22 protein-coding genes are annotated in these 24,935 nt (G+C 68.0%); all 22 read right to left on the bottom strand.

Features of this window, described 5'->3' with window-relative positions:
* Nucleotide 1: 1 nt before the first annotated feature.
* Nucleotides 2–349 carry a flagellar biosynthesis regulator FlaF gene (gene flaF, locus LXB15_RS04350; RefSeq protein WP_233951154.1) on the bottom strand — a complete coding sequence of 116 codons (348 nt, stop codon included), beginning with the start codon at nt 347–349 and terminating at the stop codon, nt 2–4.
* A 122-nt stretch (nt 350–471) separates the two neighbouring features.
* Nucleotides 472–1,551, bottom strand: coding sequence for a flagellar hook-associated family protein (locus tag LXB15_RS04345; protein ID WP_233951151.1), 1,080 nt, complete (start codon nt 1,549–1,551; stop codon nt 472–474).
* Between the two features lie 12 nt (nt 1,552–1,563).
* The gene (flgK, locus tag LXB15_RS04340; RefSeq protein ID WP_233951150.1) at nt 1,564–3,042 is read right to left on the bottom strand and encodes a flagellar hook-associated protein FlgK; all 1,479 of its coding nucleotides are present in this window, start codon (nt 3,040–3,042) and stop codon (nt 1,564–1,566) included.
* Between the two features lie 42 nt (nt 3,043–3,084).
* A complete protein-coding gene (locus tag LXB15_RS04335) occupies nt 3,085–4,242 on the bottom strand; it encodes a flagellar hook protein FlgE (RefSeq protein WP_233951148.1) in 1,158 nt (385 codons plus the stop codon).
* A gap of 169 nt (nt 4,243–4,411) precedes the next feature.
* Complete coding sequence (locus tag LXB15_RS04330) at nt 4,412–5,083, bottom strand: response regulator transcription factor (RefSeq protein WP_233951146.1); 672 nt, start codon at nt 5,081–5,083, stop codon at nt 4,412–4,414.
* Between the two features lie 235 nt (nt 5,084–5,318).
* Nucleotides 5,319–6,875, bottom strand: coding sequence for a flagellar hook-length control protein FliK (locus LXB15_RS04325; RefSeq protein WP_233951144.1), 1,557 nt, complete (start codon nt 6,873–6,875; stop codon nt 5,319–5,321).
* Nucleotides 6,872–8,164, bottom strand: a complete 1,293-nt coding sequence (locus LXB15_RS04320; RefSeq protein WP_233951142.1) for a hypothetical protein — start codon at nt 8,162–8,164, stop codon at nt 6,872–6,874. The genes LXB15_RS04325 and LXB15_RS04320 overlap by 4 nt, the downstream gene beginning before the upstream one ends.
* Nucleotides 8,165–8,172: 8 nt before the next feature.
* On the bottom strand, nt 8,173–9,378 hold the full coding sequence (locus LXB15_RS04315; protein ID WP_233951140.1) for a MotB family protein: 1,206 nt from the start codon (nt 9,376–9,378) through the stop codon (nt 8,173–8,175).
* On the bottom strand, nt 9,375–10,250 hold the full coding sequence (locus tag LXB15_RS04310; RefSeq protein ID WP_233951138.1) for a hypothetical protein: 876 nt from the start codon (nt 10,248–10,250) through the stop codon (nt 9,375–9,377). The genes LXB15_RS04315 and LXB15_RS04310 overlap by 4 nt, the downstream gene beginning before the upstream one ends.
* Nucleotides 10,251–10,253: 3 nt before the next feature.
* A complete protein-coding gene (gene fliF / locus LXB15_RS04305) occupies nt 10,254–11,948 on the bottom strand; it encodes a flagellar basal-body MS-ring/collar protein FliF (protein WP_233951136.1) in 1,695 nt (564 codons plus the stop codon).
* Between the two features lie 269 nt (nt 11,949–12,217).
* Complete coding sequence (locus tag LXB15_RS04300; RefSeq protein ID WP_233951134.1) at nt 12,218–12,580, bottom strand: hypothetical protein; 363 nt, start codon at nt 12,578–12,580, stop codon at nt 12,218–12,220.
* A 72-nt stretch (nt 12,581–12,652) separates the two neighbouring features.
* Nucleotides 12,653–13,189, bottom strand: a complete 537-nt coding sequence (locus LXB15_RS04295; protein ID WP_233951132.1) for a chemotaxis protein CheD — start codon at nt 13,187–13,189, stop codon at nt 12,653–12,655.
* 5 nt (nt 13,190–13,194) lie between these two features.
* Nucleotides 13,195–13,584, bottom strand: a complete 390-nt coding sequence (locus tag LXB15_RS04290) for a response regulator (protein WP_183206940.1) — start codon at nt 13,582–13,584, stop codon at nt 13,195–13,197.
* A gap of 103 nt (nt 13,585–13,687) precedes the next feature.
* Nucleotides 13,688–14,749 (bottom strand): chemotaxis response regulator protein-glutamate methylesterase, encoded by a 1,062-nt coding sequence (locus LXB15_RS04285; RefSeq protein ID WP_304502383.1) that lies wholly within the window; start codon nt 14,747–14,749, stop codon nt 13,688–13,690.
* 4 nt (nt 14,750–14,753) lie between these two features.
* A complete protein-coding gene (locus LXB15_RS04280) occupies nt 14,754–15,599 on the bottom strand; it encodes a protein-glutamate O-methyltransferase CheR (protein ID WP_233951130.1) in 846 nt (281 codons plus the stop codon).
* Nucleotides 15,600–15,757: 158 nt separating this feature from the next.
* Nucleotides 15,758–16,243 (bottom strand): chemotaxis protein CheW, encoded by a 486-nt coding sequence (locus LXB15_RS04275; RefSeq protein WP_233953044.1) that lies wholly within the window; start codon nt 16,241–16,243, stop codon nt 15,758–15,760.
* Between the two features lie 11 nt (nt 16,244–16,254).
* Nucleotides 16,255–18,468, bottom strand: coding sequence for a chemotaxis protein CheA (locus LXB15_RS04270; protein ID WP_233951129.1), 2,214 nt, complete (start codon nt 18,466–18,468; stop codon nt 16,255–16,257).
* 82 nt (nt 18,469–18,550) lie between these two features.
* Nucleotides 18,551–18,922, bottom strand: coding sequence for a response regulator (locus tag LXB15_RS04265; RefSeq protein WP_233951128.1), 372 nt, complete (start codon nt 18,920–18,922; stop codon nt 18,551–18,553).
* Nucleotides 18,919–19,221, bottom strand: a complete 303-nt coding sequence (locus LXB15_RS04260) for an STAS domain-containing protein (protein ID WP_233951126.1) — start codon at nt 19,219–19,221, stop codon at nt 18,919–18,921. Before LXB15_RS04260 ends, LXB15_RS04265 begins: the two co-directional genes overlap by 4 nt.
* Nucleotides 19,221–21,137, bottom strand: a complete 1,917-nt coding sequence (locus LXB15_RS04255) for a methyl-accepting chemotaxis protein (RefSeq protein ID WP_233951124.1) — start codon at nt 21,135–21,137, stop codon at nt 19,221–19,223. The genes LXB15_RS04260 and LXB15_RS04255 overlap by 1 nt, the downstream gene beginning before the upstream one ends.
* Before the next feature lie 214 nt (nt 21,138–21,351).
* Complete coding sequence (locus LXB15_RS04250; protein ID WP_233951122.1) at nt 21,352–23,280, bottom strand: methyl-accepting chemotaxis protein; 1,929 nt, start codon at nt 23,278–23,280, stop codon at nt 21,352–21,354.
* Between the two features lie 314 nt (nt 23,281–23,594).
* Nucleotides 23,595–24,881, bottom strand: a complete 1,287-nt coding sequence (locus LXB15_RS04245) for a flagellin (RefSeq protein WP_233951120.1) — start codon at nt 24,879–24,881, stop codon at nt 23,595–23,597.
* Between the last annotated feature and the right edge of the window lie 54 nt (nt 24,882–24,935).

Genomic DNA, 24,935 nt, shown 5'->3' with positions numbered 1-24,935 from the left:
CTCAGTTGAGCCCATTGCGGATCAGCGTCGAGATCTCGATGATGCCCTTGAAATTCTCCGACTTGCCGAGCCGGATGGCCTCGGCCTCGCGCATGATCCACAGCCCCACCGAGATCAGTTCGGCACGCAGGTCCTCCGGCAGGCCGTTGTGATCCCCTGCCAGGTCCTCGACGAGGATCGCCCAAAGGCTGCGCGTTGCGTAGATCGCCTCGAGCGCGTCGCGCGAACGCGGGCCGCTGACCGCCGCGCGCTCAAGCATCGCGATCGAGTGATCGAGGGCCTGGCGCTCGCGGTCGCGGGCGTCGACCTCGACGTCCTGAGTGACTTCCGCATAGGAGAACTGATACATTCCAATCCCTTACTGCTTACCCGAACCGCCCCCCACGAGCCTGGCCCAGGTCTTGATCTGTGTTGCCCGGCTTGCGGATGCGCTGGCCGGGTCAGTTGTCGCGACGCTCGGCGACAGTACGCCTAGAGGTAGTTAAGAATGCTGAGCCGCGAGATGCGGGCGGTCAGCGCGTAGGATGTCTCCAGGAGATTCATCAGCGTCGTCACCTGGGTCGAAGCCTCGTAGGGATCGACCTCCTCGAAGGAGGCAATCGAGAGGGTCAGCACGCTGTTGCGGCTCTTCAGCGTCTCTTCCGTCGTCTCCAGCCGGCTCTGCTTGCCGCCGATCTCGGCCCGGATCTCGGTCAGCTGCGCCAGGCCCTGGCTGAGAGTTTCGATCGCCCGGCTTGTGAGAAGCTGACGTGACTCGCCGTTCATGCCTTCGATCCCGAGATCGGCAATCATCACGTAAGCCTTGGCGATGTTCCGGAATGCCTCGTCGGATGCCGGATACGAGACGTCCAGCGTCTCGCTCTCGCTGATGCGGTTGTAGACGGACGTTCCGTCCGCCTGGGACCAGTTGGCCCACTCCCCGGTCCCCGACAGCTGGAAGAGGCCGTCGAGACCGCCAGCAACGAACGCCTCAAGATCGGCGGGGGAAATGCCGGCAACGGCCGGATCGTCCTGGGCAAAGCCGAAGGCCGTCTGGAATGCGTCCGCCGTCGCCTTCTTGGCGGTCGAGTCCTGTTCGTAGCCGCGGGCCGTTCCGCCGCCCACCGCCGTAAAGGCGATCGCCGGCTCGTCGCTGCTCGCTCCCGAAAACAGGAACCGCGCTCCCGATGCGCTGTTGAGCGCGCCGCTGAACTGCTGCAGGCCGGCTTTCGCCTGCTGCACGCTCGCGGAGATGCCGGGATCACTGGCGCCGTTGGAGATCAGCGATGCGACGAGCGCTTCGGCGGTCTTGACGACCGACTCGAGCGCCGTCTGCATGGTCTCGAAGCGCTGGCCGATGAGCGCGTTGGACTCGCGCAGGCGGGTGTTGTTCTCCCGCTCGATCCGCAGTGACACGGTCTGGTTGGTGCGCACGCCGAGCCCGAGCCCGACATCGGCCAGGCGGCCGGTGGTGACTTCCTTCTGGGCGGTGCGCAGTTCGTCCTGGATCCGGAAGACCGCCGAGCGCGGGGCCGAGGAGAGCGAGTAGCTGGAGACGAGGAAATTGCTCACGGAATTCTCCGGTTATCGGATGGCGAGGAGCGCGTCGATCATCTCGCCGACCGTCGACAGGAGCTTGCTGGAGGCCTGGTAGGACCGCTCCAGATCGAGCATCCGCGTCATCTCGTCGTCGATATTGACACCGCTCCGGTCCGACAGCGTTTCCTGGGTGCGCGACAAAAGCACGGAACGGTAGTCGGCCTCGGCGATGGCCGTGGAGCGCTGGCCTTCTAGCCATCCGATCGACCCGGCGCTGTATTCCGACAGCGTCGCCCGATCGCCGGCGCCGACGTTCGCGTCGAAGTCCCGGGGCTGCGAGAACTGCGCGATCAGGGCGTTCAACCGGTCGGTGAAGCCGCTCGAACCGTTGAAGTTGTAATTGAACGCCGGATCGCCGGGATGGGAGATGGCGCCGTCCCGCAGCAGCATCGGGTTGCCGCCTGGCTGCGTGGAGTCGACGCTGGCCGCGATGCGGATCGTTCCCGCCAGGCCGCGTGCGTCGCCGACCGAGGCAGGCACGGTGGTCAGCCCGCTTGCCGTGAAGAGGCCGGCATAGCGGGCGGTGTCCAGCGGATCGCTCTGGTTGGTTTCGGCGAAGCCGTCGATCAGCGCGTAGGCGATCCCGTCCAGCTGTCCCTGAAAGCTGACAGCGGTTTCGTCGCGAAGCGTGAGCAGCCCCGCAAGGCTGCCGTTCTTCACCGGCATCGGCGAGCCGGCACCGGAGATGACGACGCCGTCGATCTTGAAGCTGCCGCCGACGACCGTCGGATCATAGGCCGACTGCGGCGAGAACTCGATCGCCCGAGCTGTCTTGTCGAACAGCGTGATGCCGGAATCGGTGTAGAGCGCGATCTCGTTGCCGTTTCGCGACTGGACGTTCAGGCCGACATATTGCGACAGTTCGCGGATGATCTGGTCGCGCCGGTCGAGGAAGTCTGTGACGTCCGCTCCGGTCGAACTGCCCGCCATCACGCGGCCATTGACGGTCTCGAACTCGGCGAGCAGCGCCGTCATGGTCGTGGCTGCCTGGGCGAGCTTGTCGTCGGCATCCTTGCGGGTCGCCTGCACCGCGGCACTCGCCTCGTTGAGGCCGTTCGCCATGTCGCGGGCGGCCGCCACGGCCGCCTCCGCCGTCTGGCCGTTCTCCGGGGAGACGGCGTATTGCGACAGCGCCGCCTTCAGCTGGGCGAGCCGTGCGGCAGGCGACGTCGGCGCGTCCACGTCCCCGATCACGTCGCGGATGCGATCGAGGCCGGTGGCCTTCGCATCGGCGGCACCCAGCACCGACGTCGAGACGAGCAGCGAGCGGAACAGCGCTGCGTCCCCGGATTGGGCGATCGAGACGATCCTGACGCCGCCCAGCTGCCCGGTCGCGAGGTTGGCATATTTGCGCGACGCATAGGGATTGTCGGCGTTGGCGATGTTTCGCGAGACGATCGCAGTCTGGCTCGACACGGTCGAAAGCGACGCGCGAGCATTCGAGAAGGCGGACAGAAGAGACATGGCGCTGGGGAGTCCGATGCGGGGCTAGTCGGCGAGCCGGCCTTAGCGTTTCAGGTTGACGAGAACGTCGAGGATCTCGGAGCCCGTCTGGAACACCTTCGAATTGGCGCTGTAGCTGCGCTGCGACTCGATCATGCTGGTCAGTTCGGAGGCGAGATCGACGTTCGATTGCTCGAGGCCGCTGGGAACGAGGCTGCCGAAGCCGTTCATGCCGGGCGAGCCGATCTCGACGACGCCGGACCCGTTAGTCGCGCTGTAGACGTTGCCGGCCGATGCCGAGAGCTGGTCCGGGCTGGGGAAGCGCGCGAACTTCAGCTGGTAGAGCTGCACCACGGCACCCGAATCCATGATGCCGCTCAAGGTGCCGTCCTCGCCGAAGGCGAACTCGGCGAAGGTACCAGCGGGATTGCCGTTGGGAACGAGCCGCGTGGCGAAATCCGTCGCGTATTCGGTCAACGGCCCCAGCGTAATGGCGATCTCCTGGGATCCCGGCATGGTCGTATAGGTCATAGCCGCGGGAACGGCTGTACCGAGACCTGTCGCGGGGTCGAAGTTGATGACGCTGGACTGCGATCCCAGGTCATCGTTATAGCTGATGGTCCACTGGTTCGTGGCCGTCTTCTCCATGTTGACGTCGACGACAACCGCCCGGCCGACATTGTCGTAGATGACCATGGACGACTTCTTGGTCGCGTTCAGCTCCGCCGATTCAGGGAACTGCAGCGAGAAGCTCGCTTCGGTCGTGCGCTGTGGCGCGACGATCTCGCCCACCGGGAGCGTGATCGGGCCGGCACTGCCGTCGAGAGCTGTCGTGTCTTTGAGACGGTAACCAGCCGAGTTGACCAGGTAGGTGACGTTGTTCTCGGTGCGCTGCACGAAGGAGCCGGCGCGGGTATAGAACTCACGTCCCGCCGCGTCCTGGACGACGAAGAAGCCGTCGCCCTGGATGGCAAGGTCGGAGCCGGAGGAACTCGCGGCGATGTTGCCCTGCTGGCTGACCGACTGCCGGACCTGGGTGGTGACCGAACCGGAATTGTACTCGCCGCCGCCCTGCGCGATCACCAGCGAGGAGAACTCGGTCGAGTTCCGCTTGTAGCCGGTGGTGCTGGAGTTGGCGATATTGTCGGAAACGACGGAGAGGCGATTTGCCTGGGCGTTCATTCCCGAGACGCTGGTTCTGAAGACGCCGTTGATGCTCATGGCCTGATGCTGCTCCGGGGTGCACTGGTTCGGCGCCATGATTAGGGAGCGAAGCTTGCGCCTGGCTGGGCCGGCGGCCCCTCTCCGCAAGTAGATCTCGGAAAGAAAAAAGCCGCGCCAGATGATCCGGCGCGGCTTCGTCTGTTAATACTTCGGTAACTATGAACGCCTAGTCTACGCCGATGCCGTAGCCGAGGTAGCGCTTCGACGAGACCGGGTCGTAGCCGAGGCGCATCTTGAGCTTCTTGCGCAGCTTGGAGATGTGGCTCTCGATGACGTTCTCCTCGACGTTCTCGTCGAAGATTCCGTAGATCGCGCTGAACAGCTGCTGCTTGGAAACCCGGCGGCCGCGGTTGGCGACCAGATATTCGAGGATGCGGCGCTCGCGGCGGGGCAGCGCCATCGGCTTGCCGGCAACCTCGGCGTCGCGCCCGTCCTGGTAGACCGAGATCTCGCCGACAACGGTGCGGGCCTGTTCAATCGCCTCGCGGCGGCGGATGGCGCCGACCCGGGCGAGGATTTCCTTGACGTGGACCGGCTTGGCCACCACGTCGTCGACGCCGGCGGCGAAAAGATCGAGCGTCCCGTCGAGGTTGCGGCTGTCGGAGAGCGCGATCAGCGGTGCCTTGGAGCGGGAGCGGATGAAGCGCGGGCAGATCGCGCGGTCATCGAAATCGCCCAGCAGGAAGGCTTCCACCGCCGAGATGTCGGCGTCCGGCGCGGTCTCCACCCATTCACGGAAATCGTCGGCCTGGAACCCGGCTGCGGAGACCCCCTCACGGCCGAACAGGGACTGGTAGCCGCTCGTCACCAGTTCGCGATTGTCCACTACAACGATCATTTCAACCCCTCCGGCCCCCGCCGCTTTGCTCTGGGAAAAGAGGTAACCTGACCTGAGTCTTGCGCCTATCCTGAAATTTAGTGATCCATTAACCATATCGGTGGAATTGCGGCTAAGTATCGAATCCGACTCACGAATTTTTTTCGTTACCGAATTCTTAACGGGGCAGCTCCGCCCCAGCCCGGGCCGGCGGGCCGGTCCGCGCAGGCTCGCGGCGAACGCCGATCGATGTCGGTCAGAGATAGACCGAGCGGTCGAGCCTGCGGCCCGCGTCCGCTCCAGGGGACGAGACCCCGTTTCCGCCAGGGGCATCGCCATTGCGGCTGCCCTGCCCGGCCGGGCCCTGCTGCCCGCCGGATTCGTTCCGGGACGTGCCGCCACCATGGGCCGCCTGCCCGTCGGCCGCGCCGCCGCCGGCCGTATTGTCTGCATGACCCGGGGAGAAAGCCCCGCGTGCCGGGCCCGGATCGCGCAGGCCGATGCTGATCGCCGCGTCATCGACGGCAAAGCCCGACTGGCTGAGCAGCGACTTCAACGCCTCGGTGTCGTCCTTGAGCCGCATGACCGTCTCGGGCTCGCTGGCGAGCAGCTGGATGGCGAGTTGTCCGTCGATCAGCTTCAGCGTCACGTCGACCTTGCCGAAATGCGCCGGCTGTAGCTGGATCTGCACCGTCTTCAGCGCCGCGCCGCCCGCCCGCAGCTTCAGGTTGGCCGCCGTCTCGGCGCCGGCGGGGACGGGCCTGAGATCGGCCAGGGCGCCGACGAGAGCCGACGCGACCTGACGTGCCGGCGGGACCAGCGGCGTGGTGCCGCTCACCGGCGCGTCGGCAGGCCCGGCGGGATCCGACGAGCCGACCGGGAAATCCGCCGTCGCGGCCGCGTTACGCCCGGTATCTTCCCCTTGCGTCCGGGTGCGCGAGGACCCCGCCTTGGCGACGTCGGCACCATCGGCATCCAGCGCGGCGCCTTGCGCGCCGGAGGGCGAACCGCCTTTGGCGTCGCCCGGCGTTGCCTCTGACGACCCCGCTGCCCCTGCATCCGCCGAGGCGTCGGCCCCGAGGAGCGTGGCCGTGCCTGCGGGCACCGCGCCATCCGCTACGGCGCGGCCGGGCGCGGCCATCCGGGCGGCGAAGCGGCCGGCGGCGACGGCGCCGTCACCGCCGCGGCTGGCGGGCGCAAAGTCGGTGCGCATCGAGACGAAGTCGGCCCGGACGTGGCTGCCCGGCGCTGACTGGCCCTGGGCCGCGAAGCGCAGCGGCGCCGCGTCGCCGTCGAAAACCGTCGAGGCGGTCGCATCGAGCCGGCGGAAGAGGTCCATCCGCGCCGCGTCCCGGTCGTCCGGCAGCCCGGCCGACCCGCCCGGCATCTGCCCTGTCTCCTGCAGCAGGTCCGCCGCCATCGCCTTGCGCGCAGCGACGGGGTCGCCAGCGGTGGCCCCGATCCGTGCTTCCGCGCCGGCGGCATCCGCGGCAGGCGACGAGCGCGGCGTGGTCTCGAACGCGGCAAGCATCGCGGCAAGGTCGCCCGAGCCCTGCCCGGAAGCGGAGACGGACCCGCCGTCGGGTTTCGCGGAGGTATCCGGGGACACGTCTCCGGCTTTGTCACCGCTCGCCGACCCGTCGGCCGATGGCGCCTCGCCGGCAGGGGATCCGCCGGCGGCGGTCCCGGCCCTGCCCTCTTCGCGGGCCCCCAGCGCCGAGGTGAATGCCTCGCCGCCGCGTTCCTCGCGTCCCGCCGCACGGCGCGAGACAGGCTGCGGATGAACGTCGATCTGTCTCGGCACGGCGGTCATGGATCGTTTTCCTTCACGTCGTCGCGCATCGCCTCGAGGAGCGCCTCGCCCCGGGCCAGCATGTCGGAAGCGGGTAGTTCGTCCGCGGCCTCGCCCTCTGCCGGAAGTGCGCCGGCGAGCAGCGGCTGGCGCATCTGGTCGAGCAGTTTCACCGCGGCGGTGCGCAGGTTCCGGTCGGCGGGATGCAGCAGGTCAGGATCGATCGCCTCCAGCGTCGCGCGAACTTCCACGAAGTCGCGCTCCGTCAGCGTCGCGGCGATCTCGTAGAGCGTCGCGCGCACGCGGTCCTCGCGCGTCATGGCGGGAAAGGCGAGTGCGCGGGAGGCGGTCATCGCCGCGAGGCGAAGATTGCCGGTGACGAGCGCCCGCCGCCCGACTGCCAGGAAGATCGACAGTTGCTGCTCGCTGGGGATCGTGAAGGTCGCGTCGAGAATGGCGGCGAGCGTCGCCTCTTCCGTGCCCGCCGGACGCTCGGCATAGACCGAGGCGAAGCGGGCGCGAAAATTGCCGGCATAGGCCGACCGCGAAAAACGCTCGAAATACTGCCGGGCGAAACGGTTGGCCGCCTCCGGGTCGCCGGTGGCTTCGGCGAGCATCACCCCCATGCGCAGCGCCGCCTCCTCCAGCAGCGTCCCCGGCGCCGCCAGCATCACCCGCTTCAGCCGGGCGAGCGCCGCGGCGGGATCGGAATCCTGCTGCAGTTGCGCCAGAGCGAGTTCCACCTGCGCGACCAGCGCGGTTTCTCCGGCGGTAAGGTCGATGGCCCCCAGCTTCTCGACGGCCTCGGCGGAGCGGTTCTCGACATAGGCGAGCGCTCCCTCGAGCAGCAGCCGGTCCTCGCCCTCCGGCGACGTGCGCTCGATGATCCGGCGCAGCACCGTCGGCGGCCCGCCGCTGAGCACGAAGAGCGCGGCTGCCCGCCGGTTGCGCGGATCGTCCCACACCTCGGGTTCTGCTTCGGCGAAGGTCGGGCCGTAGCGTCGGAGCAGCCGCGACTGCACCTTGATGGCCGCGCCGTTGCCGCGCGCCACCTGGTCCTGAAGGAACTGCAGCGAGCGGACGATCTCGTAGGGCATCGGTCCCTGCACGGCGGCAGCTTTTCCCTCCCCCGCCGGGTCAGGCAGCGCCTCGTCCGGGGAGGCAGCCTGCCTGGCGGATTCGCCGGCCTGCCGCACCCGCGCCGCCGTCGCCTCCGGGTCCTGAGGGCCAGCCGCAGGCGCCTGGGCGGCGGCCGCCATGCAGGACGCGAGCGTCATCAACGCCGCGAACAGGGCGATCCCGGAGGACATGGCGATCCTCATGCAGAGGGAACCGTCAGCAGGATCTCGATGCGGCGGTTGATCGCCGCCTCCGGATTGGCCGGATCCCGCGGCTCGCGGTCGGCAAACCCCTCGATCGCCCGGACGCGCTTTTCATCCAGCCCGCCGCGCGCCAGCATGTAATAGGCCATGTGCGCACGGGCCGTGGAAAGCCGCCAGTTGTCGTATTCGCCGCCGCTGGCGAAGGGACGCGAGTCGGTATGGCCGCGGATGACGACCTCGCCCTCGCGCTTGGCCAGTGCCGCCGCGATCTTCTCCATCATCGCCACCGCTTCCGGCGTAGGGCGGGCCGAGCCGATGGCAAACATGCCGCTGACCGCGTCGTCGGCGAGCGAGATGGTGACGCCGCCCTCGCCCTCGCTGATCTGGACGTTGGCCGGCAGCGTCTGCCCGGCCTTGGCCAGTTCAACCTCGAGATCGGCCTTCACGGCCTCGGCGAGAGCGCCGGCGTTTTCCTCGCCGGCCTCGTCCTCGCCGGTCTCCTGCTTGCCGGCATCTGCCGTCTCGGCAACCGGCATGGCCTCGTCGTCCGCTTCCGCGGCGACGTCGGTCTCCGCTTCGGCCGGCGGATCGACGGGAACGACGGCGGTCCGGAACTCGGCCGGCGGCACGTCTTCGAGCATGCCGCCGTTGTCCACCGTGTTCCGGGCGATCTGCCAGGAGGCGGGATCAAACGGATCGCGATAGGCGTCGCCGCCATTCATGCCGGGCAAGCCAGATCCGTCCGGCACGCCGTTGTCGAAGGTGCTGCTGGTGGCGCTGCTCTCCGAGGCGATCTCGGCCAGCACCGCATAGGGATCGCGGAACAGCGCCTGCTCGTCGCCGCCGAGCTGCTCGCCGGCCAGTGGCTTGCCATGCGGGTCGCCATTGGTCTCGACGCGGCTGACGCCGCGTTCGTTGACGTCCCGGGAGGCGCCGTCATCCTTCGTCTCGACGCCCCGCGTAGCGGGAGCCGTATCGGTCAGCTTGATCGGGTTGAAATACTGCGCGACCTGCTTGCGCGTCGCCATGTCCGACGTGTTGGTCAGCCACATCACCAGGAAGAAGGCCATCATCGCCGTCATGAAGTCGGCGAAGGCGATCTTCCAGACGCCGCCGTGATGGCCCTCGTCCACCGCCGCCCGGCGGCGAACGATGATGATTTCCTGGCGCTCCAGATGTCCGGCGCCTGCCCTTTCGCTCACGCCAGTGCCTCTTCCAGCGCCGTGCGCCAACCGGCGAGGCGGCTCTCGATGACCGTCTGGTCGCATTCGATCCGCACGTCGACGCGGTCTTCGTCCGGCGTGAACGCGACCATGGCGCTGCCGTTGCCGAGCTGCGCCGCCAGCGCGTCGAGAAGGTCGGCGGGTCCGCTCGCGCGGACCGTCAGCGCCGCGCCATCGAGCGTCAGGGTGCGTACCGCGCCGGCGAGCTCCATCACGGTCTGGCGGCGCCGCGCGCCCAGCGCGATCGGCCGCAGGACGCTGGACAGCGACGAGCGCACCACGCTCTCGATCCGGTCGAGACGCTCGTCGAACAGGCCTGCCAGGCGCTCGCCCTCCGTGGCGGCCCACTCCGCCCGCGCCGCGGCGAGGGCAGCGGCATTGTCGGCCTGGGCGCGCTCGCGTTCCATCCGGACGGCTTCCGCCACGGCCAGATGGTGCTCCGCCGCGGCCTCCGCCAGGGCTTCCGCGCGTGCTTCCTCGCGCGCCGCGGCGACGAGCTCGTCGATGTTCGGTCCGGCGGCGACCTCGGCCGGTTCCTCGAGCATGTCGCCGAGTTCGGAAGCGTCGGCAGATTCGTCGTCGAAATCGATCGACCCGAACCGCGCGGTCTCCGCCCCCGACCCCGAAGTCTCGGTGGTCTCCGGCGCGTCCATCTCGGGCAGCGCCATCAGCGGGAACGGGACGACCGCCGAGGCCGGATCCGGGTCGAAGGCGTGGCTTGCGACCATCATCAGCTGCTCGAAGTCCGGCTGGCGCTGGCGCCGGGGCCGCGGCAGGCCGTTCTTGCGGCCCGCGAAGGGGGTGCCATCCTGTTCTTCGAACTCGGGCAGGTACTGCGCCAGGGGGATCATGGACTAGGCCGCTTCCTTTTGATGGATCCACTGCTTGAGGATCGCCGCCGCCTGCGCTTCGTCGAAGGCGATCAGCTTCGCCAGCCGCGCCTCCGGCGACTTCGCCTGGCTGAGCGAGAGGTCCTCGAGGTAGGCCGGGTCCATCCCGGCAGCCCGACCGATATCGCCGGAACCTTGAGCGACGCCTGTGCCGAGATCGACATTGCTGCCATCGAAGGTCGGCAAGGCGAGGTCGAGGTCCATCAGCGGCTCGGCCTCGATCTGCTCCTCGGGAACGCTGGTCGTCCCGGCGATGGCGCGTACCGCCGGCCGCAGGCCGAACCAGATCAGCAGGACCGCGACCACGAGGATGGTGAGGGCGTTGATCAGCGTGCCGGACTGGCGCACGAACATCTCGCCCAGGCCCGGTCCCGGCACCGGCTCCAGCTCGCTTCCGTCGGCCATGAAATCGACCGCGGTGACCTTGATCTGGTCGCCCCGGCTCTCGGAGAAGCCCGCAGCGGAGGCGACGAGCGACTGGATCTCGGCGATCCGCTCCTCGACCTGCGCGTCGGTGGCATCGGCGCCGATCGCGTCCTTGAGCCGCTGGCGGCTGACGACGACCGCGATGGACAGGCGCTCGACTTCATAGCCGTCGCTCGTCGTGGAGATGGTCTTCTCGTTGATCTCGTAGTTGGTGAGTTCCTCGCGCCGCTCGTTCTCGTCGCGCGACGTCTCGCCCGTCGCGCCGCCGGCCGGCGCCTCGTCGACAGCACGGATGTCCTGCTCCACGCCGACCGGCGTCTCGCCCTCGGTGTTCTGGCTGGTGCCGCTCTCGCGCACGGTGCGGGTCGAGCGCTCGACGCGCACGTCCGGATCGAACAGCCGCTCGCTCACCTGCCGGCGGTCGGTGTTCAGCCGCGTGATGACGCTGGTCTGAAAATTGCCGATGCCGAGATACGGGGCGAGCGTGCGGCGGATCGATTCCTCGACGCTGTTGGAGACGATCTTCTCGATGCCGAACAGCTTGGTGGGTGCCGCGGAGATCGAATCATCGGCGGTCGCGAGAAGCGTGCCGTCGGAATTGAGGACCGTGACCTCGTTCGGGTTCATGCCCGGAATCGCCGCGGCGACCAGCGAGCGGACCGCCTGCGCCGAGCCGAAATCCTCCGGGCTCTCGGTCCGGATCACGACGCTGGCCGACGGCTTGCGCTGCTCGCGGCGGAATGATCCCTCGTCCGGCAGGACGATGTGGACGCGGGCGGCACGCACGTTCTTCAGCGTCTGGATGGTACGGGCGATCTCGCCCTCCAGCGCGCGGACCCGGGTGATCTCCTGCATGAAGGAGGTGAGGCCGATCGAGCCGAGATTGTCGAAGAGCTCGTAGCCGGCGTTCTCCGAGCGCGGCAGGCCCTTCTCGGCCAGCAGCATCCGGGCGGGCGCGGTCTGCGAGAACGGCGTCAGGATGGCATCGCCGGTCATGTTGACGTCGAAGGGGATCGCCGCTTCCGTCAGCGCAGCGCCGATCCGGGTGACGTCGGTCCGGTCGAGGCCCGAGTAGAGCGTCTCCATGTCCGGACGCGAGAGATAGTAGCTGCCAAGCCCGACCAGCGCGACGACCAGCACGCCGATCAGGCCCAGGGCGCCGAGCTTTCGCGGGCCGAGCGCGCCGAGATTGGCCAGCACCTGCTGAGTCTGTCCACCGATGGCAAGCGCCATGTCCGTCCCCTACACATTCCCGATGCAACGCAACATCTGGCGGGAACATGCCGGCCGAAGCTTGCGCGAAGCCACGGTTAACAAAGGGTTAACGCGCACGGGGCAGCAACCCGAAGACACGGCCGGCCGGATCGCCCGGCGTGACTTCGTCGCTACTGCGGGGGAAACCGGCTACCGGTGCGCTGGTACCGGTGGTGCCGGGAGCCGGCCTGGCCGGCGGCGCACCTCAAGCCCTGCGCAAGCGCGAGCCGATCCGTTGCGCGTGCGGCCTAGGCGAAGAGTTCCAGCTCACCGACGGGCGCGGCCGCGGGGATGAGCCTGCCGGCCCCTCCCGGTGCGTGCGGCACCGCCAGGCGGGTCTTCAGTTCCGTCAGCCGGACGGTGTCGAGGGCGGCGGCGAGGCTCACGGCGCAGTCCTCCGGGACGTCACCGCCCAGGGCCCCCAGGAACACCGAAAGATTTTCCAGCGTCTGCTGGGTGCGGTCGATGCTCTGGACCGCCTGCACATAAGACGCGTCCCGGATCGAGCAGTCGTGGCAGACGAGTTCGTGCAGCGCCTCGGTGGTATCGGCCAGGGCCGCCATTTCCCGCGACAGCATCTTGAGGAGGTCGGGCAGCGTGCTCGTGGTCATCTATGCGCTCTTGTCAGCAGGTCCCGGCAAGCCGGATCGGGGCGGCCGCCTGGCGGCCGCGTGAGGGTTGGCTCAGAAAAGTTCGACGTCGCCCATCGTCTGCGGCATTCGCGCCGGCGCGACCGGTATGCGCGGCATCGCGGCCTTCTCGAAGAAGATCTGCCGCGCCCGCCCGGACTGCGGCCAGTACTCGATCCGCCGCCCCGACAGGCCGCCGAGGCTGCCGCCGAGATAGGTGATCTTCTCCATCCGCAGGAAGCGTTCCGCGAAGGCGGCATTCTTCGCGCCCACGTCGGACAGACCCTCCACCGTGCGCGCCCCGCCGAACAGCTTCGCTTCGAGGCGGCTGCGACGGGCGCCACGCTGCATCAGGCCGTTGACCAGCAGTTCCATCAGATAGAGGCCGAAGCTCTCCGCGCGGCCACCTTCGTAATCGCTGCTGCCAGGCAGCAGGAAGTGGTTCATGCCGCCGACGCCTGCCTCCGGGTCACGGATGCATGCGGCGACGCACGAGCCGAGCAGGGTCGTCAGGACCGTGCTGGCCCCGTCCTCGACCTTGGACTCGCCCTGCATGACGTGAACGCGCCGTGCTTCCATCACATTGCTCATCGGCATTACTGCAGCGGCCCGACGACCGCTTCCATGGTCTTCTTGAGCACAGGCAGGGTGATCGGCTTGGCGAGGAAGTTGTTCACCCCGCATTGTGCCGCCTGCTGCACCAGTTCGCGATCGCCCTTGCCGGTCAGGATGATGAACGGCGTCTTCTTGGTCGGGCCGTAGGCGCGGATGGCCTTCAACAGCTGGATGCCGTCGAGCTTGGGCATGTTGAAGTCCGAGATGATGATGTGGCAGGGCGCCGTCATCATCGTCCGCAGGGCTTCCTCGCCGTCCGTCGCGAAGACGATGTTCTTGATCCCGAGCTGTTCGAGCGCATCGCGAATGAGCATTCGGCTCGTGCGGTGATCGTCGACGATCAGGACCTTCAGGTGATCTTTAATGCTCATTGCGCCGTACCTCTTGTATGCATTTGACGCCGAACTCTTGAAGGTTTCCCCAGCCGAAGCGGAAAAATTGCAGCTATTCCGCAGAAAAGTCGGGAGGATCGGCTCATGCGAAAATCTGCCGCGCGACCCGCGAAAGGGGCACGCGCTTCTCGGCCGCGCCGATCTCGTAGGCAACGCGCGGCATGCCGTAGACCAGCGAGGAATCCTCGTCCTGGGCAATCGTGCGGGCACCGCCATTGCGCATTTCGAGCAGACCCTGCGCCCCGTCGCGTCCCATCCCGGTGAGGATGACGCCGGTCATGCGGCCCTTGAAGTTCTTGGCGATCGAGGCGAACAGGACGTCCACCGACGGCCTGTGCCCGCAGACCGGTCCGTCCTCGACCAGCGCGATGCTGGGCCGCACGCCCTTGCGCAGCATCATGTGCCGTCCGCCGCCCGGTGCGAGATACACCCGGCCGTTCTGCACCAGGTCGCCCTCCTTGGCCTCGGTGACCTGCGCCGGGCAGGCCCGGTCGAGGCGCGCGGCGAAGGAGCCGGTGAACGCGGCGGGCAGATGCTGGACGATCAGGGTGGGCGGACAGTCGGCCGGAAACTCCGCCAGGACCTGCATCAGCGCCTCGACACCACCGGTCGACGAGCCGATGCCGACGAGTTCGGGCCCGGTGGCGCTCGGCGTGAGAGCCGGCGCAGCGCGGTCCCTCGGAGCACCGTCCCGGCGACGCGCGAGGCCCGGCCGCGCCCGCGCGGCTTCCTTCACCAGGCCCGGCAGCGCCTCGAACGTGTTCTGCGCGCCCGGCTTGGCGATGCAGTCGAACGCGCCGATTTCCAGCGCCGCCAGCGTCGCCGCCGCACCGGGCGCCGTGAGATTCGACACCATGATCACCGGCGTCGGGCGCAGCCGCATGATCTTCTCGAGAAACTCGATGCCGTTCATGTCCGGCATCTCGACGTCCAGCGTCACGACGTCGGGGTCGAGCGCCTTCATCATCTCGCGGGCTTCGTAGGGATTGGCCGCCTCGCCGACCACCGTGATCTCGGGATCGCCGCCGAGGGCATGGCGGATCAGGGCGCGCATGGTCATCGAGTCGTCGACGACCAGCACGCGCGCAGGCGCCTTGGCGCCCACGGCGATGTCGGCAGCGGCCCGGCCGTGGTCCGTGTTCACCACCCTAGGCCTCCGTCTTGCGATACGAGGTGTTGGATTCGTAGGTGAGCACGGCCGTCGCCGGCCCGCCGAGCCGCTCGGAGTGCCCGACATACAGGTAGCCGCCGGGCCGGATCCGTTCCGCGAAGCGCTTCCAGACCCGCTCGCGCGTCGGCTGGTCGAAATAGATCGTCACGTTGCGGCAGAAGATCGCGTCGAACCCGCCCTTCATCGGCCACTGGCCGATCAGGTTGAGTTCGCGGAACGCCACGAGGTCGCGCATCGCGTCCACCACCTCGAAGTCCATCTCCTCGGTGCGGCCCCGCGCCGTGCCGGAGACCGGCGGCGCCGGGCGGAACCACCGGCGGCGGAACTCCGCGGGGACGCTGGCGAGGTCGCTGGCGCCGTAGATGCCGGCGCGGCCGGTGGCGACGACGTTCGGGTCGATGTCGGTGGCGAGGATGCGGATGTCGTGGCTCGCGGCGTTCGGCATCATGGTCAGGAGGGTCATCGCCATCGAATAGGGCTCGTGACCTGTCGAGCACCCCGCCGACCAGAGCCGCACCCGCTCGCCCCGCCTGGCGGCCTGCAGCAGCGGCGGCAGCAGGTGCTCCCGCAGATGGTCGAAATGGTGCTTCTCGCGGAAGAAATGCGTGACGTTGGTGGTCAGCGAGGCGAGCATCGCCATCCGCTCGCCGGCATTCGACGTGTCGGCGACCAGGGCGCAATAGTCCTTGAAGCTCGCGATCCCGAGCGTGCGCAGGCGCTTCGACAGCCGGGAATAGACAAGGTCGGTCTTGGATGGCGACAGGTGGATGCCGGCATCCTTGTAGAGCATGTCCGCGATCTTCAGGAAGTCGGCCTCGGTCATCGGAAACTCGCCCGCGACGATGGAGACCGAGTCTCCCCGCCCGGTCCTGGCCGGCCTTTCCTGTCTTGTCTGACCGGTTACCACTCGAATCTCCACGGTATTGCCCTTGCAGCGCTGGGACTGGGGCATCGGGCCGCCGGGGGCGGCCGGACGTTCGTTCAGGCGGCTGCCTGCAGTTGCGGCAGGACGTTGTCGGTGGCGATCAGCGAGATCATGCGCGTGTCGATCGCCATGACGCCGCGGACGAACTGCCGGGCGAGTTCGGACGCGATGTTCGGCGTCGGCTGCAGCGCGTCGTCCGTCACGGTGAGGATGTCCGACACCCCGTCCACCAGGAGGCCGAACAGCTGCTGCTCGGCGCGCACCACGATGATGACGCTGCGGGCCGTCGGCGCGGTACTGGCGAAGCCCAGCCGCGCCGCAAGGTCGACGATCGGCAGCACGGCGCCGCGCAGGTTGATCACGCCGATGACGTAGGACGGGGCATGCGGCAGGGGCGTCGCGGCCGTCCATCCGCGGATTTCGCGGACCGACATGATGTCGACGCAGAATTCCTGCTCGCCCATCCGGAAGGCGATCAGTTCGCGGGTATGCGCGTCGCCGCGATTGTCGTTGAGATGGGGCGTGGTGATCCCCGAGGTCATGTTCATGAGAGTCACTCCGCTGCGTGCTGTAGGCCGGGGTTGAAGGCGCCGTCGAGGCGCGACGTGGCCACGATCGCGTCGACGTCGAGGATGAGCGCGACGCGACCGTCGCCGAGGATGGTGGCGGCGGCAATGCCGGGCACCCGCCCGTAATTCGCCTCCAGACTCTTGATCACCACCTGCCGCTGACCCTGGATCGCATCGACGAGCAGCGCCGAGCGCGTCCCGTTCTCGGCTTCGACCAGGATGGCGACGCCAGTCGTGGCGCTCGTCGTGTCGTTCGAGTAGGCGAGTTCCCGCGCGACATCGACGAGCGGCAGGAACGTGTCGCGAACCTTGATCAGCCGCGCGTCGCCGCCGAAGCTCTTCACTTCCTCCGGCTTCGGCTGCAGCGTCTCGACGATCGCCGTGAGCGGCACCACCGCGGTCTGATCGCCGACCGAGACGATCATGCCGTCGAGAACGGCCAGCGTCAGCGGCAGGCTCATGGTGAAGGTCGATCCGCGCCCCGGCTTGGAGTTGATCGAGACCCGGCCTCCGAGCGCCTGGATGGAGCGCTTGACGACGTCCATCCCGACGCCGCGGCCCGACAGTTCCGAAATCTCGGTCGCCGTCGAGAAGCCGGGCATGAAGATCAGATTGTCGATCTCCTCGTCGGACAGGCTGGCATCGGCCGGCACGAGACCCTTCTCGATGGCGATCTCGCGAACCTTCTTGCGATTGATGCCGGCGCCGTCGTCGGAGATCTCGATGACGATGCGGCCGGAGCGGTGCATGGCCGCGACGCGGACGGTGCCCTCCTCGGCCTTGCCCGCCTCGCGGCGGACCTCCGGCTTCTCGAGGCCGTGGTCGATGGCGTTGCGGATCATGTGGGTCAGCGGATCGGACAGCCGTTCGATCACCGTCTTGTCGACTTCCGTCGCCTCGCCCTCGGTCACCAGGCGCACGGACTTGCCGGCGATGTCCGCGACTTCCCGGACCAGCCGCGGCAGCCGCTGGAACACCGACTTCACCGGCTGGGCGCGGATCGCCATGACGCTGTCCTGGATTTCGCGCGTCAGCTGCTCGAGCTCGTCGAGGGCGACGGCGACATCCGAGGCGCGGGCGAGGCCGGCCTGGAAGGCCCGCTGGGAGAGCATCACCTGATGGATGACCAACTCGCCGACGAGGTCGATCAGGCGGTCGACCCGCTCGAGGTCGACCCGGATCGTCTGTCCGGTGTTCGCCGCCGCAGCCTGCGTCTTCGGATCGGCGGGTTCGACCTTTGCCGCAGGCGTGGCTGCACGCGCCGGCGACGGAGCCGCGTCGGAGTCCTGCGTCGGTCCGGAGACGGCCTCGGCGACCGGCTCGGCGACCGGCTCGGGCACGCTGCGCTTCGCCGGTTCCGGAGTGGCGTCGCCGCGGATCCGGGCGAGAAGATCCGCCAGGTCGCTGTCGACGCCCGCGCCGTCCTCTTCCTCCGCTTCCTCGACAAGGGCCTCGATCGACAGGTCGCAGTTTCCTTCCACGAAGTCGAAGACCTCCCGGACCTTGTCCTCGTTCTGGTCGGTCTGCAGATCGATCGTGAAGGAGAGATACGCGCCCTCCGGGTCGAGATCCTCCAGGCCGGGCAGCTCGCTGGTGTCGCAGGTGACGGTCGTCTCGCCGAGCTCGGCGAGGTCGCGCAGGATCCGCACGGCGTCGTTCGCATTGGCGTAGAGCGCCGCATGCGGCCGGAAGACGATGCGGTAGCTTCCCTCCCCGCCGCCGCCCAGCATTTCGCCGAGATCCACGGCGACCGGGACGAAGTCGAAGTCCGGGATGCCGTCGTCCTGCGCCGGAGCCTCGGCCTCGGACGCCTTGCCACCGACGAGGGCTTTCAACTCCTGGACGAGGCCGGCGTTGCGTTCCGCGTCGCAGACCCCGTCGTCGCGGGCTGCCGTCACCAGATCCGCAAGCGCGTCGGCGGCGCGCAGCATCACCTTGATGACCTGGTCGCTGGCCTCGAGTCGGTCCGAGCGCAGCTCGTCCAGGGTCGTCTCGAAGACGTGGGCGAAGCGCACCAGCTCGTCGAGGCTGAAGGCGCCCGCTCCGCCCTTGATCGAGTGGACAGCGCGGAACACGGCATTCACCGTGTCGGAATCGGCCACGCCATTTTCCATGGCGAGGAGTCCGGCTTCAAGTTCAGCGAGTTGTTCGGCACACTCTTCGAAGAAGGTCTGCCGGATTTCGGCCATCGCATCCATGGTTGCACCCTGTTCTGGTCGTCGGCCCCGACATGAAGCGCGGCGGCTTTCCCTAAGCTTGCCGCCGTGAGGCGGCGGTCGGTCAGGCTGCGACGCGGTTGATCGCGTCGAGGAGCTTGACCGGGTCGAAGGGCTTGACGATCCAGCCGGTCGCTCCGGCGAGACGGGCACGCTGCTTCTTCTCCGCGTCGCTCTCGGTGGTGAGGACGAGGATCGGGATCGCCCGCCGCGAGGGGTCGCCGCGCACCGCCTCGATGAACTGGAAGCCGTCCTTGCGGGGCATGTTGATGTCGGTGATGATCACGTCCGGCTCGACAGCCATCTCCTGCAGCACCTGGATGCCGTGCTCGCCGTCCTCGGCCTGCACCACGGTGAAGCCGGAGGATGACAGGGTCGCGCGCAGCATTTCGCGGATCGTCCGCGAATCGTCGATGGTCAGAATGGTCATGCTCATGCCGCAGTGTCCCTGTCGCTGAGGGTTCCCGAGAGACCCATGAGTTCGATGCTGGTGCGGAACGCCTCGGAGGGCTCCGCGATCTTGAAGCTGACAGCGTCCGCCTGCCATGTCGCGGCGGCCGCCAGCAGTACCTGGATGCACTGGCCGCCGACTTTGCCGACGCCCGAAGCATCGAGCATGATCGGCTTGCCGCGCAGCTCGACGAGCTGATCGCACAGCGGGCCGGCAGCCTTGAGGTCGAGGATCGCCGGCAGATCGATCGCCGCCGGCTTCGCGCCCGTGGGACGTCGCGCCATCAGAATTCCTCCCAGCTGTCGTTTTCGGCATGGGCGGCGGGGGCAGCGCCGCCGCGGCCGGTGGTCTTCATCTGCGTCACGGTGCGGCTTGCGATGCGCTGGACCCGCGAGGCGTTCGCCGGCGCAAGGCGGCCGGCCGGGCTCGCCGAGGTCCGGAACTTCGCCATCGCCGCGGCCAGCTCCTCGGTCTCGTTGGTCAGCGTCTGGCTCGCCGCCGTCGCCTGCTCCACCATCGCCGCGTTCTGCTGGGTCACCTTGTCCATCTGGTCCGCCGCGCCCGACACCTCGCGCAGGCTCGTCGCCTGTTCCCGCGCGCTCGCCGCGATCGCCGAGATCACCTCCGCCATCGAGCTCACCTCGGTGACGATCTCCTCCAGCGACCGGCCCGACGCCGTCACCAGCTCGACCCCGGCCTCCACCTGCTCGCGCGAGGTGGCGATCAGCGTCTTGATCTCCTTGGCGGCCTCCGCCGAACGCTGCGCAAGGCCGCGCACTTCCTGCGCCACCACCGCGAAGCCCCGGCCGGCATCGCCCGCCCGCGCCGCCTCGACCCCGGCGTTCAGCGCCAGCAGGTTGGTCTGGAAGGCGATCTCGTCGATCACTCCGATGATCCGGTTGATCTGCGCCGAGGACCGCTCGATCTGGCTCATCGCCTCGACCGCCCGCGACACAACCTCGCCGCCCTTCTCCGCCTTCTGGCGCGCCCCGCCGGCGACCAGCTGCGCCTTGCCGGCGCCGTCCGCCGTCTCGTTCACCGCCTGCGTCACCTCGCCCAGCGCCGCCACCGTCTCCTCGAGGCTCGCCGCCTGCTGCTCGGTGCGCTGCGCCAGGTCGTTCGACGCCGTGTTGATCTCGGAAAGACCCGTCCGGATCGAGCCGATCGTCTCGACGACGCTGGCGAAGGCCGCCTCGAGCTTGGAGACGCTGTCGTTGAACAATGACCGCACGCCCTCGTAGTCGGACGTGAAGGGCCGATCGAGCCGCGCCGTCAGGTCGCCGTCGGCAAGCCTCTGGAAGCCTTCCTTGACCTCGGCCATGAAGAACTCGTGGGCCTTGACGTAGCCTTCACCGATCTTCTCCTGCTCGATCAGTTCGAGCTCCTTGGCGGCGCGGGCCGCAGCCGCCTCGGCGGACAGCCCGTCACGCTCGATGCCGGCGCGCTTGAAGGCTTCCACGGCTTCCGCCATCTCGCCAATCTCGTCGTGCCGGCCGGTCCCCGGGACGGTCACGGACGTATCGCCGGCGGCAAGCGCCCGCATCGTGCCGGTCATCGCGGTCAGGGGACGCGAGATGCTGCGGGCCAGCGGCACGGCACAGGCGACGAGCACGCCGAGCAGCACGAATGACAGGATCAGGGACTTCCAGGCTTCGCCCAGGAAGATCTCGTTGAGGTCGTCGACATAGACACCCGTTCCGATGACCCACTGCCACTCCGGAACCGCGGCGGAATAGCTCAGCTTGGGAACCGGCGCCTCGCTGTCGGGGCGCGGCCACAGATAGGGCGTGATGCCGCCGCCGGCCTTGGCTTCCGCGATCAGGTGCTGGAACAGCGGGAAGCCGTCGGGGTCGCGGTTTTCCCACATGTTCTTGCCGACCAGCGTCTGGTTGGGATGCACCAGCATCACCGCCTCGTAGTCGGTGACGAAGAAATAGTCGCCCGCCCCGTAGGTCATTCCGGCGAGAACGCCCTTCGCGGCGTCGCGGGCGGCCTCCTCAGCCATCTGCCCGCTCTCGGCCATCGAACGATAGCGCTCGACGACGGAGACCGCCGTGTCGATCTGCGTCTTGAGCAGGTCCTCGCGCTGCTCCTGCACAACCTGGCGCAGCGAGTAGAGCTGAGCGCCAACAACGGTGATGCAAACCAGAACAGAGACTGCGATCAGCGCGGAAAGTTTCTTGGAGATTGTCAGGCGCATGGCGGAGTATCCCAATCAGGTGATGTATTGCGACGCTATGCGGTAAGTCCTTAAGCCATCATTAGGCGGGGCGTCGTTCTCCCACATAATCCGCAGCGGCAGTTCCCTGGCGGTGCTTGCCGGTACGGAGACCGACGTCCGCCCGCCCGTCGGGGCGGCGCCGGCGGGCGGACGTATGCAAGGCGTCGCAGGGAGGAAGCGACCGGATGTCCGGTCAGAACTCCTCCCAGCTGTCGCTGTCGGCATGGGCGGCAGGGGCAGCGCCGCCGCGGCCGGTGGTCTTCATCTGCGTCACGGTGCGGCTGGCAATGCGCTGGACCCGCGAGGCGTTCGCCGGCGCAAGGCGGCCGGCCGGGCTCGCCGAGGTCCGGAACTTCGCCATCGCCGCGGCCAGTTCCTCGGTCTCGTTTGTCAGCGTCTGGCTCGCCGCCGTCGCCTGTTCCACCATCGCCGCGTTCTGCTGGGTCACCTTGTCCATCTGGTCCGCCGCGCCCGACACCTCGCGCAGGCTCGTCGCCTGTTCGCGGGCCGAGGACGCGATCGAAGAGATCAGCTCGGCCATCGAGCTGACTTCCGTCACGATCTCCTCCAGCGACCGGCCCGACGCCGTCACCAGCTCGACCCCGGCCTCCACCTGCTCGCGCGACGTGGCGATCAGCGTCTTGATCTCCTTGGCCGCTTCCGCCGAACGCTGGGCAAGGCCCCGCACCTCCTGCGCCACCACCGCGAAGCCACGGCCGGCATCGCCCGCCCGCGCCGCCTCGACCCCGGCGTTCAGCGCCAGCAGGTTGGTCTGGAAGGCGATCTCGTCGATCACCCCGATGATCCGGTTGATCTGCGCCGAGGACCGCTCGATCTGGCTCATCGCCTCGACCGCCCGCGACACCACCTCGCCGCCCTTCTCCGCCTTCTGCCGCGCGCCGCCGGCGACCAGCTGCGCCTTGCCGGCGCCGTCCGCCGTCTCGTTCACCGCCTGCGTCACCTCGCCCAGCGCCGCCACCGTCTCTTCCAGAGAGGCCGCCTGCTGCTCGGTGCGCTGCGCCAGGTCGTTCGACGCCGTGTTGATCTCGGAAAGACCCGTCCGGATCGAGCCGATCGAGGTCACCACCCCGCCGATCGCCGTCTCCAGCTGCGCGACGCTGTCGTTGAACTTGGCGCGGATCGGCTCGAATTCCGGTGCCACCGCCTCGGTCATCCGCACCGTCAGGTCGCCATCCGACAGGCGCTCGAAGCCGACCTCGATGACCCCGACGAAGGCCCGCAGATCCTCGGCCTTGGCGTCTTCCAGCGCCGCCTGCCGGCGCTTGGCCTCTTCCTGGTCGATGCGCGCGCGTTCGGCCGCCTCTGCCAGCTCGTCGCGCTCGACCGCGGCGCGCTTGAAGGCCTCGACCGCCTCTGCCATCTCGCCCACTTCGTCGTGGCGCCCGACGCCGGGAACCACCACCGCCTTGTTGCCGGCGGCCAGTTCCCGCATCGTGCGCGTCATCGCCGTGATCGGCGTGCCGATGCCACGGGACAGAAGCCAGCCCAGCCCCATCGCGGCGACGATCAGGAGGCCCATGCCGGCGAGCAGCGCCAGGTCGGCCCGCTCGTTCGCGACACGCTCCGTCTCGATGGCCTGATCGATCGCGGCGTTCTCTTCTTCCTGGATGCCGTCGAGAATGTTTTCGGCCGGCTCGATGAACTGATCGGCCTTGCCGGAGGTGAAGAGCGCCAGCGCCTGGGGAAAAGTCGCCTCGTCGCGCATGAAGCGGATCACCGGGTCGGCGATCTCGGCATGCCATGCGGCAACCGCTGCCTCGAGCGCCGGCATCCGGCTGGCGATGTCGCTGCCCGCGCCGGCGGCCGAACGGATATCTTCGACCTTCGCCCTGAACGTCTCGTAGTGCTCCTTCGTCCGCGTGGCGAAATAGTCGTCGCGCGTGATCATGAAGCCGCGCAGCGAGGCCTCCTGGCGAGCGAGCGAAAACCGCGCCGCCATCGCCGCATCGCCCATCTCCGCGTGCTGGTTCTTGAGGGCGCTGTGGGTTTCGATCGTCGCGACAAAAGTGTAGAGCGCGCCTCCCATGGCCGCAGCCACGACAATCAGAACCATGAAAGCGGCGGCGATCTTTCGCGAGATCTTCATGTCGGCGAAGCGCATGAATCGGGACTCCTTGGGGCGGTTCAGGAGTTGCACGGCAAGCGCGAACATCCTGGACGACCGGAATTTTTTCGGGGGGGTGGCGTTCATCGCCGGACGTATGGCGTCGCAGCGCCATCGGCAGGGAAATACCTGCCTCACGAATCAACACGATGATCCGTTGAATTTGCCTTAATCCGCCGACGCGACCGTGCCTTCGAGGGCTTGCGCGAGGATTGCGGCGGCCACTGCCGGACTGGTCTCGGGCGCGGGCACGAGTTCGGGCCCGGCCATAAAAGCCGGGCCCGTTTTCATGCCGAAGTCTCAGCCGCGTCTTAGCGGAAGAGCGACAGCAGCGACTGGCTGGAGGAGTTGGCGATCGAGAGCGCCTGGACGCCGAGCTGCTGCTGCGTCTGCAGAGCCTTGAGGCGGGTCGACTCTTCCGTCATGTCGGCATCGACCAGCGTGCCGACGCCCTTGTCGAGCGTGTCCATGAGCTTGGAGACGAAGTTGGTCTGCATCTCGATGCGGTTCTGCACCGCACCGATCGACGCGCCGGCCGTGGTGACCTGCGACAGTGCCTCGTCGACCACCTTCATGTAGTTCTGGATCTGCGCCGAGGTGCTGCTGCTGATGTTGATGCTGGCGACGCTGGTGGCGCCGGCAGGCGCCGTCGAGGTCACAACAGCCGCGGCCGAGAGACCAAGGGCCGCAGCGGACGTGCCGGGGGTGCCGTTGTCATCCGTCGCCGCGCCAACGGTGAAGTTGTCGGTGGACGAGAAGACAACGTTGTTCGAACCATCGACAGCGACGTCGATGCCCTGAATATCGGCATCCTTGAGCGCCTGCTTCAGGACTGCCGTCAGATCGGCGTTCGACCGGATCGTCGTGTCGGACAGGCCAGCCTTCGTCAGCGTGCCGGCATCGATCTCGACCGTGCGAGCCGCGGCGCCGCCCTGCTTGATCGAGAAGCTGACGGTGTCGGTCGCCAGATCGTAGGCGGTCGTGTCGACCGCAGTCGCCGCACCGCTGTTGCTGGTGAACTGGGTCAGGTTGATGGTCTTGTTCAGGATGCCTGTGTTCGTACCGGCGCCGTCGTCCGAGTAGAGGCGGAGGGCGGTGATGTCGACGTCGATGCTGCCGATGCCGATCTTGCCGTTGGCGTCACGCGACAGCGACGAAACGATGACCTTCGACAGGTCGGTGCTGGAGCCCGTCGACAGCCAGTTCTGGCCCGAGAAGGACGAGGAGTCGGCGATCGTCTTCAGCTGCTCCTGCAGCGCGGTGATTTCCGACTGCACCTTGGCCTTGTCGACGCCTTCGCCGGTGGCCGTGGTGAGCTTGGCCTTGATCTCGTCGAGCACGTCCTTGGCCGAGTTGAGGCCGGTGTAGGCCGCGTCGACCGTCGCCGCGCCGATACCGAGCGAATCGGAGACCGCCGACATGGCGTTGTTGTCCGAACGCATGGTGGTCGCGATCGACCAGTAGGCGGCGTTGTCCTTGGCATCGGCGACGCGATAGCCGGTCGAGATGCGGGCCTGGGTCTGGTCGAGCGACGAGTTGATGGTCTGGAGGCTCTGGAGAGCCGTCATTGCCGAGGTATTGGTATTGATGCTGGTCATGAATTGAGTCCCGTGACGCAAGTACAATTTGGGACAGTCCGGATCGACCGGGAT

Origin of the sequence: Aurantimonas sp. HBX-1 (genome assembly GCF_021391535.1) — a bacterium.
Classification (GTDB): domain Bacteria; phylum Pseudomonadota; class Alphaproteobacteria; order Rhizobiales; family Rhizobiaceae; genus Aurantimonas.
Note: the sequence above shows the minus strand (reverse complement) of the source record. Positions and strands in the feature narration are given on the sequence as shown.

Bases quoted from the DNA above. Each gene is read 5' to 3' on its own strand.
- LXB15_RS04300 (WP_233951134.1), bottom strand. From the start codon at position 12,580: ATGACCACGAGCACGCTGCCCGACCTCCTCAAGATGCTGTCGCGGGAA.
- LXB15_RS04310 (WP_233951138.1), bottom strand. From the start codon at position 10,250: ATGATCCCCCTGGCGCAGTACCTGCCCGAGTTCGAAGAACAGGATGGC.
- LXB15_RS04260 (WP_233951126.1), bottom strand. From the start codon at position 19,221: ATGGCGCGACGTCCCACGGGCGCGAAGCCGGCGGCGATCGATCTGCCG.
- LXB15_RS04250 (WP_233951122.1), bottom strand. From the start codon at position 23,280: ATGCGCTTCGCCGACATGAAGATCTCGCGAAAGATCGCCGCCGCTTTC.
- flgK (WP_233951150.1), bottom strand. From the start codon at position 3,042: ATGTCTCTTCTGTCCGCCTTCTCGAATGCTCGCGCGTCGCTTTCGACC.
- LXB15_RS04335 (WP_233951148.1), bottom strand. From the start codon at position 4,242: ATGAGCATCAACGGCGTCTTCAGAACCAGCGTCTCGGGAATGAACGCC.
- fliF (WP_233951136.1), bottom strand. From the start codon at position 11,948: ATGGCGCTTGCCATCGGTGGACAGACTCAGCAGGTGCTGGCCAATCTC.
- LXB15_RS04330 (WP_233951146.1), bottom strand. From the start codon at position 5,083: ATGATCGTTGTAGTGGACAATCGCGAACTGGTGACGAGCGGCTACCAG.
- LXB15_RS04295 (WP_233951132.1), bottom strand. From the start codon at position 13,189: ATGAGCAATGTGATGGAAGCACGGCGCGTTCACGTCATGCAGGGCGAG.
- flaF (WP_233951154.1), bottom strand. From the start codon at position 349: ATGTATCAGTTCTCCTATGCGGAAGTCACTCAGGACGTCGAGGTCGAC.
- LXB15_RS04320 (WP_233951142.1), bottom strand. From the start codon at position 8,164: ATGTCCTCCGGGATCGCCCTGTTCGCGGCGTTGATGACGCTCGCGTCC.
- LXB15_RS04270 (WP_233951129.1), bottom strand. From the start codon at position 18,468: ATGGATGCGATGGCCGAAATCCGGCAGACCTTCTTCGAAGAGTGTGCC.
- LXB15_RS04265 (WP_233951128.1), bottom strand. From the start codon at position 18,922: ATGAGCATGACCATTCTGACCATCGACGATTCGCGGACGATCCGCGAA.
- LXB15_RS04290 (WP_183206940.1), bottom strand. From the start codon at position 13,584: ATGAGCATTAAAGATCACCTGAAGGTCCTGATCGTCGACGATCACCGC.
- LXB15_RS04325 (WP_233951144.1), bottom strand. From the start codon at position 6,875: ATGACCGCCGTGCCGAGACAGATCGACGTTCATCCGCAGCCTGTCTCG.
- LXB15_RS04280 (WP_233951130.1), bottom strand. From the start codon at position 15,599: ATGACCGAGGCCGACTTCCTGAAGATCGCGGACATGCTCTACAAGGAT.
- LXB15_RS04275 (WP_233953044.1), bottom strand. From the start codon at position 16,243: ATGACCTCGGGGATCACCACGCCCCATCTCAACGACAATCGCGGCGAC.
- LXB15_RS04255 (WP_233951124.1), bottom strand. From the start codon at position 21,137: ATGCGCCTGACAATCTCCAAGAAACTTTCCGCGCTGATCGCAGTCTCT.
- LXB15_RS04245 (WP_233951120.1), bottom strand. From the start codon at position 24,881: ATGACCAGCATCAATACCAATACCTCGGCAATGACGGCTCTCCAGAGC.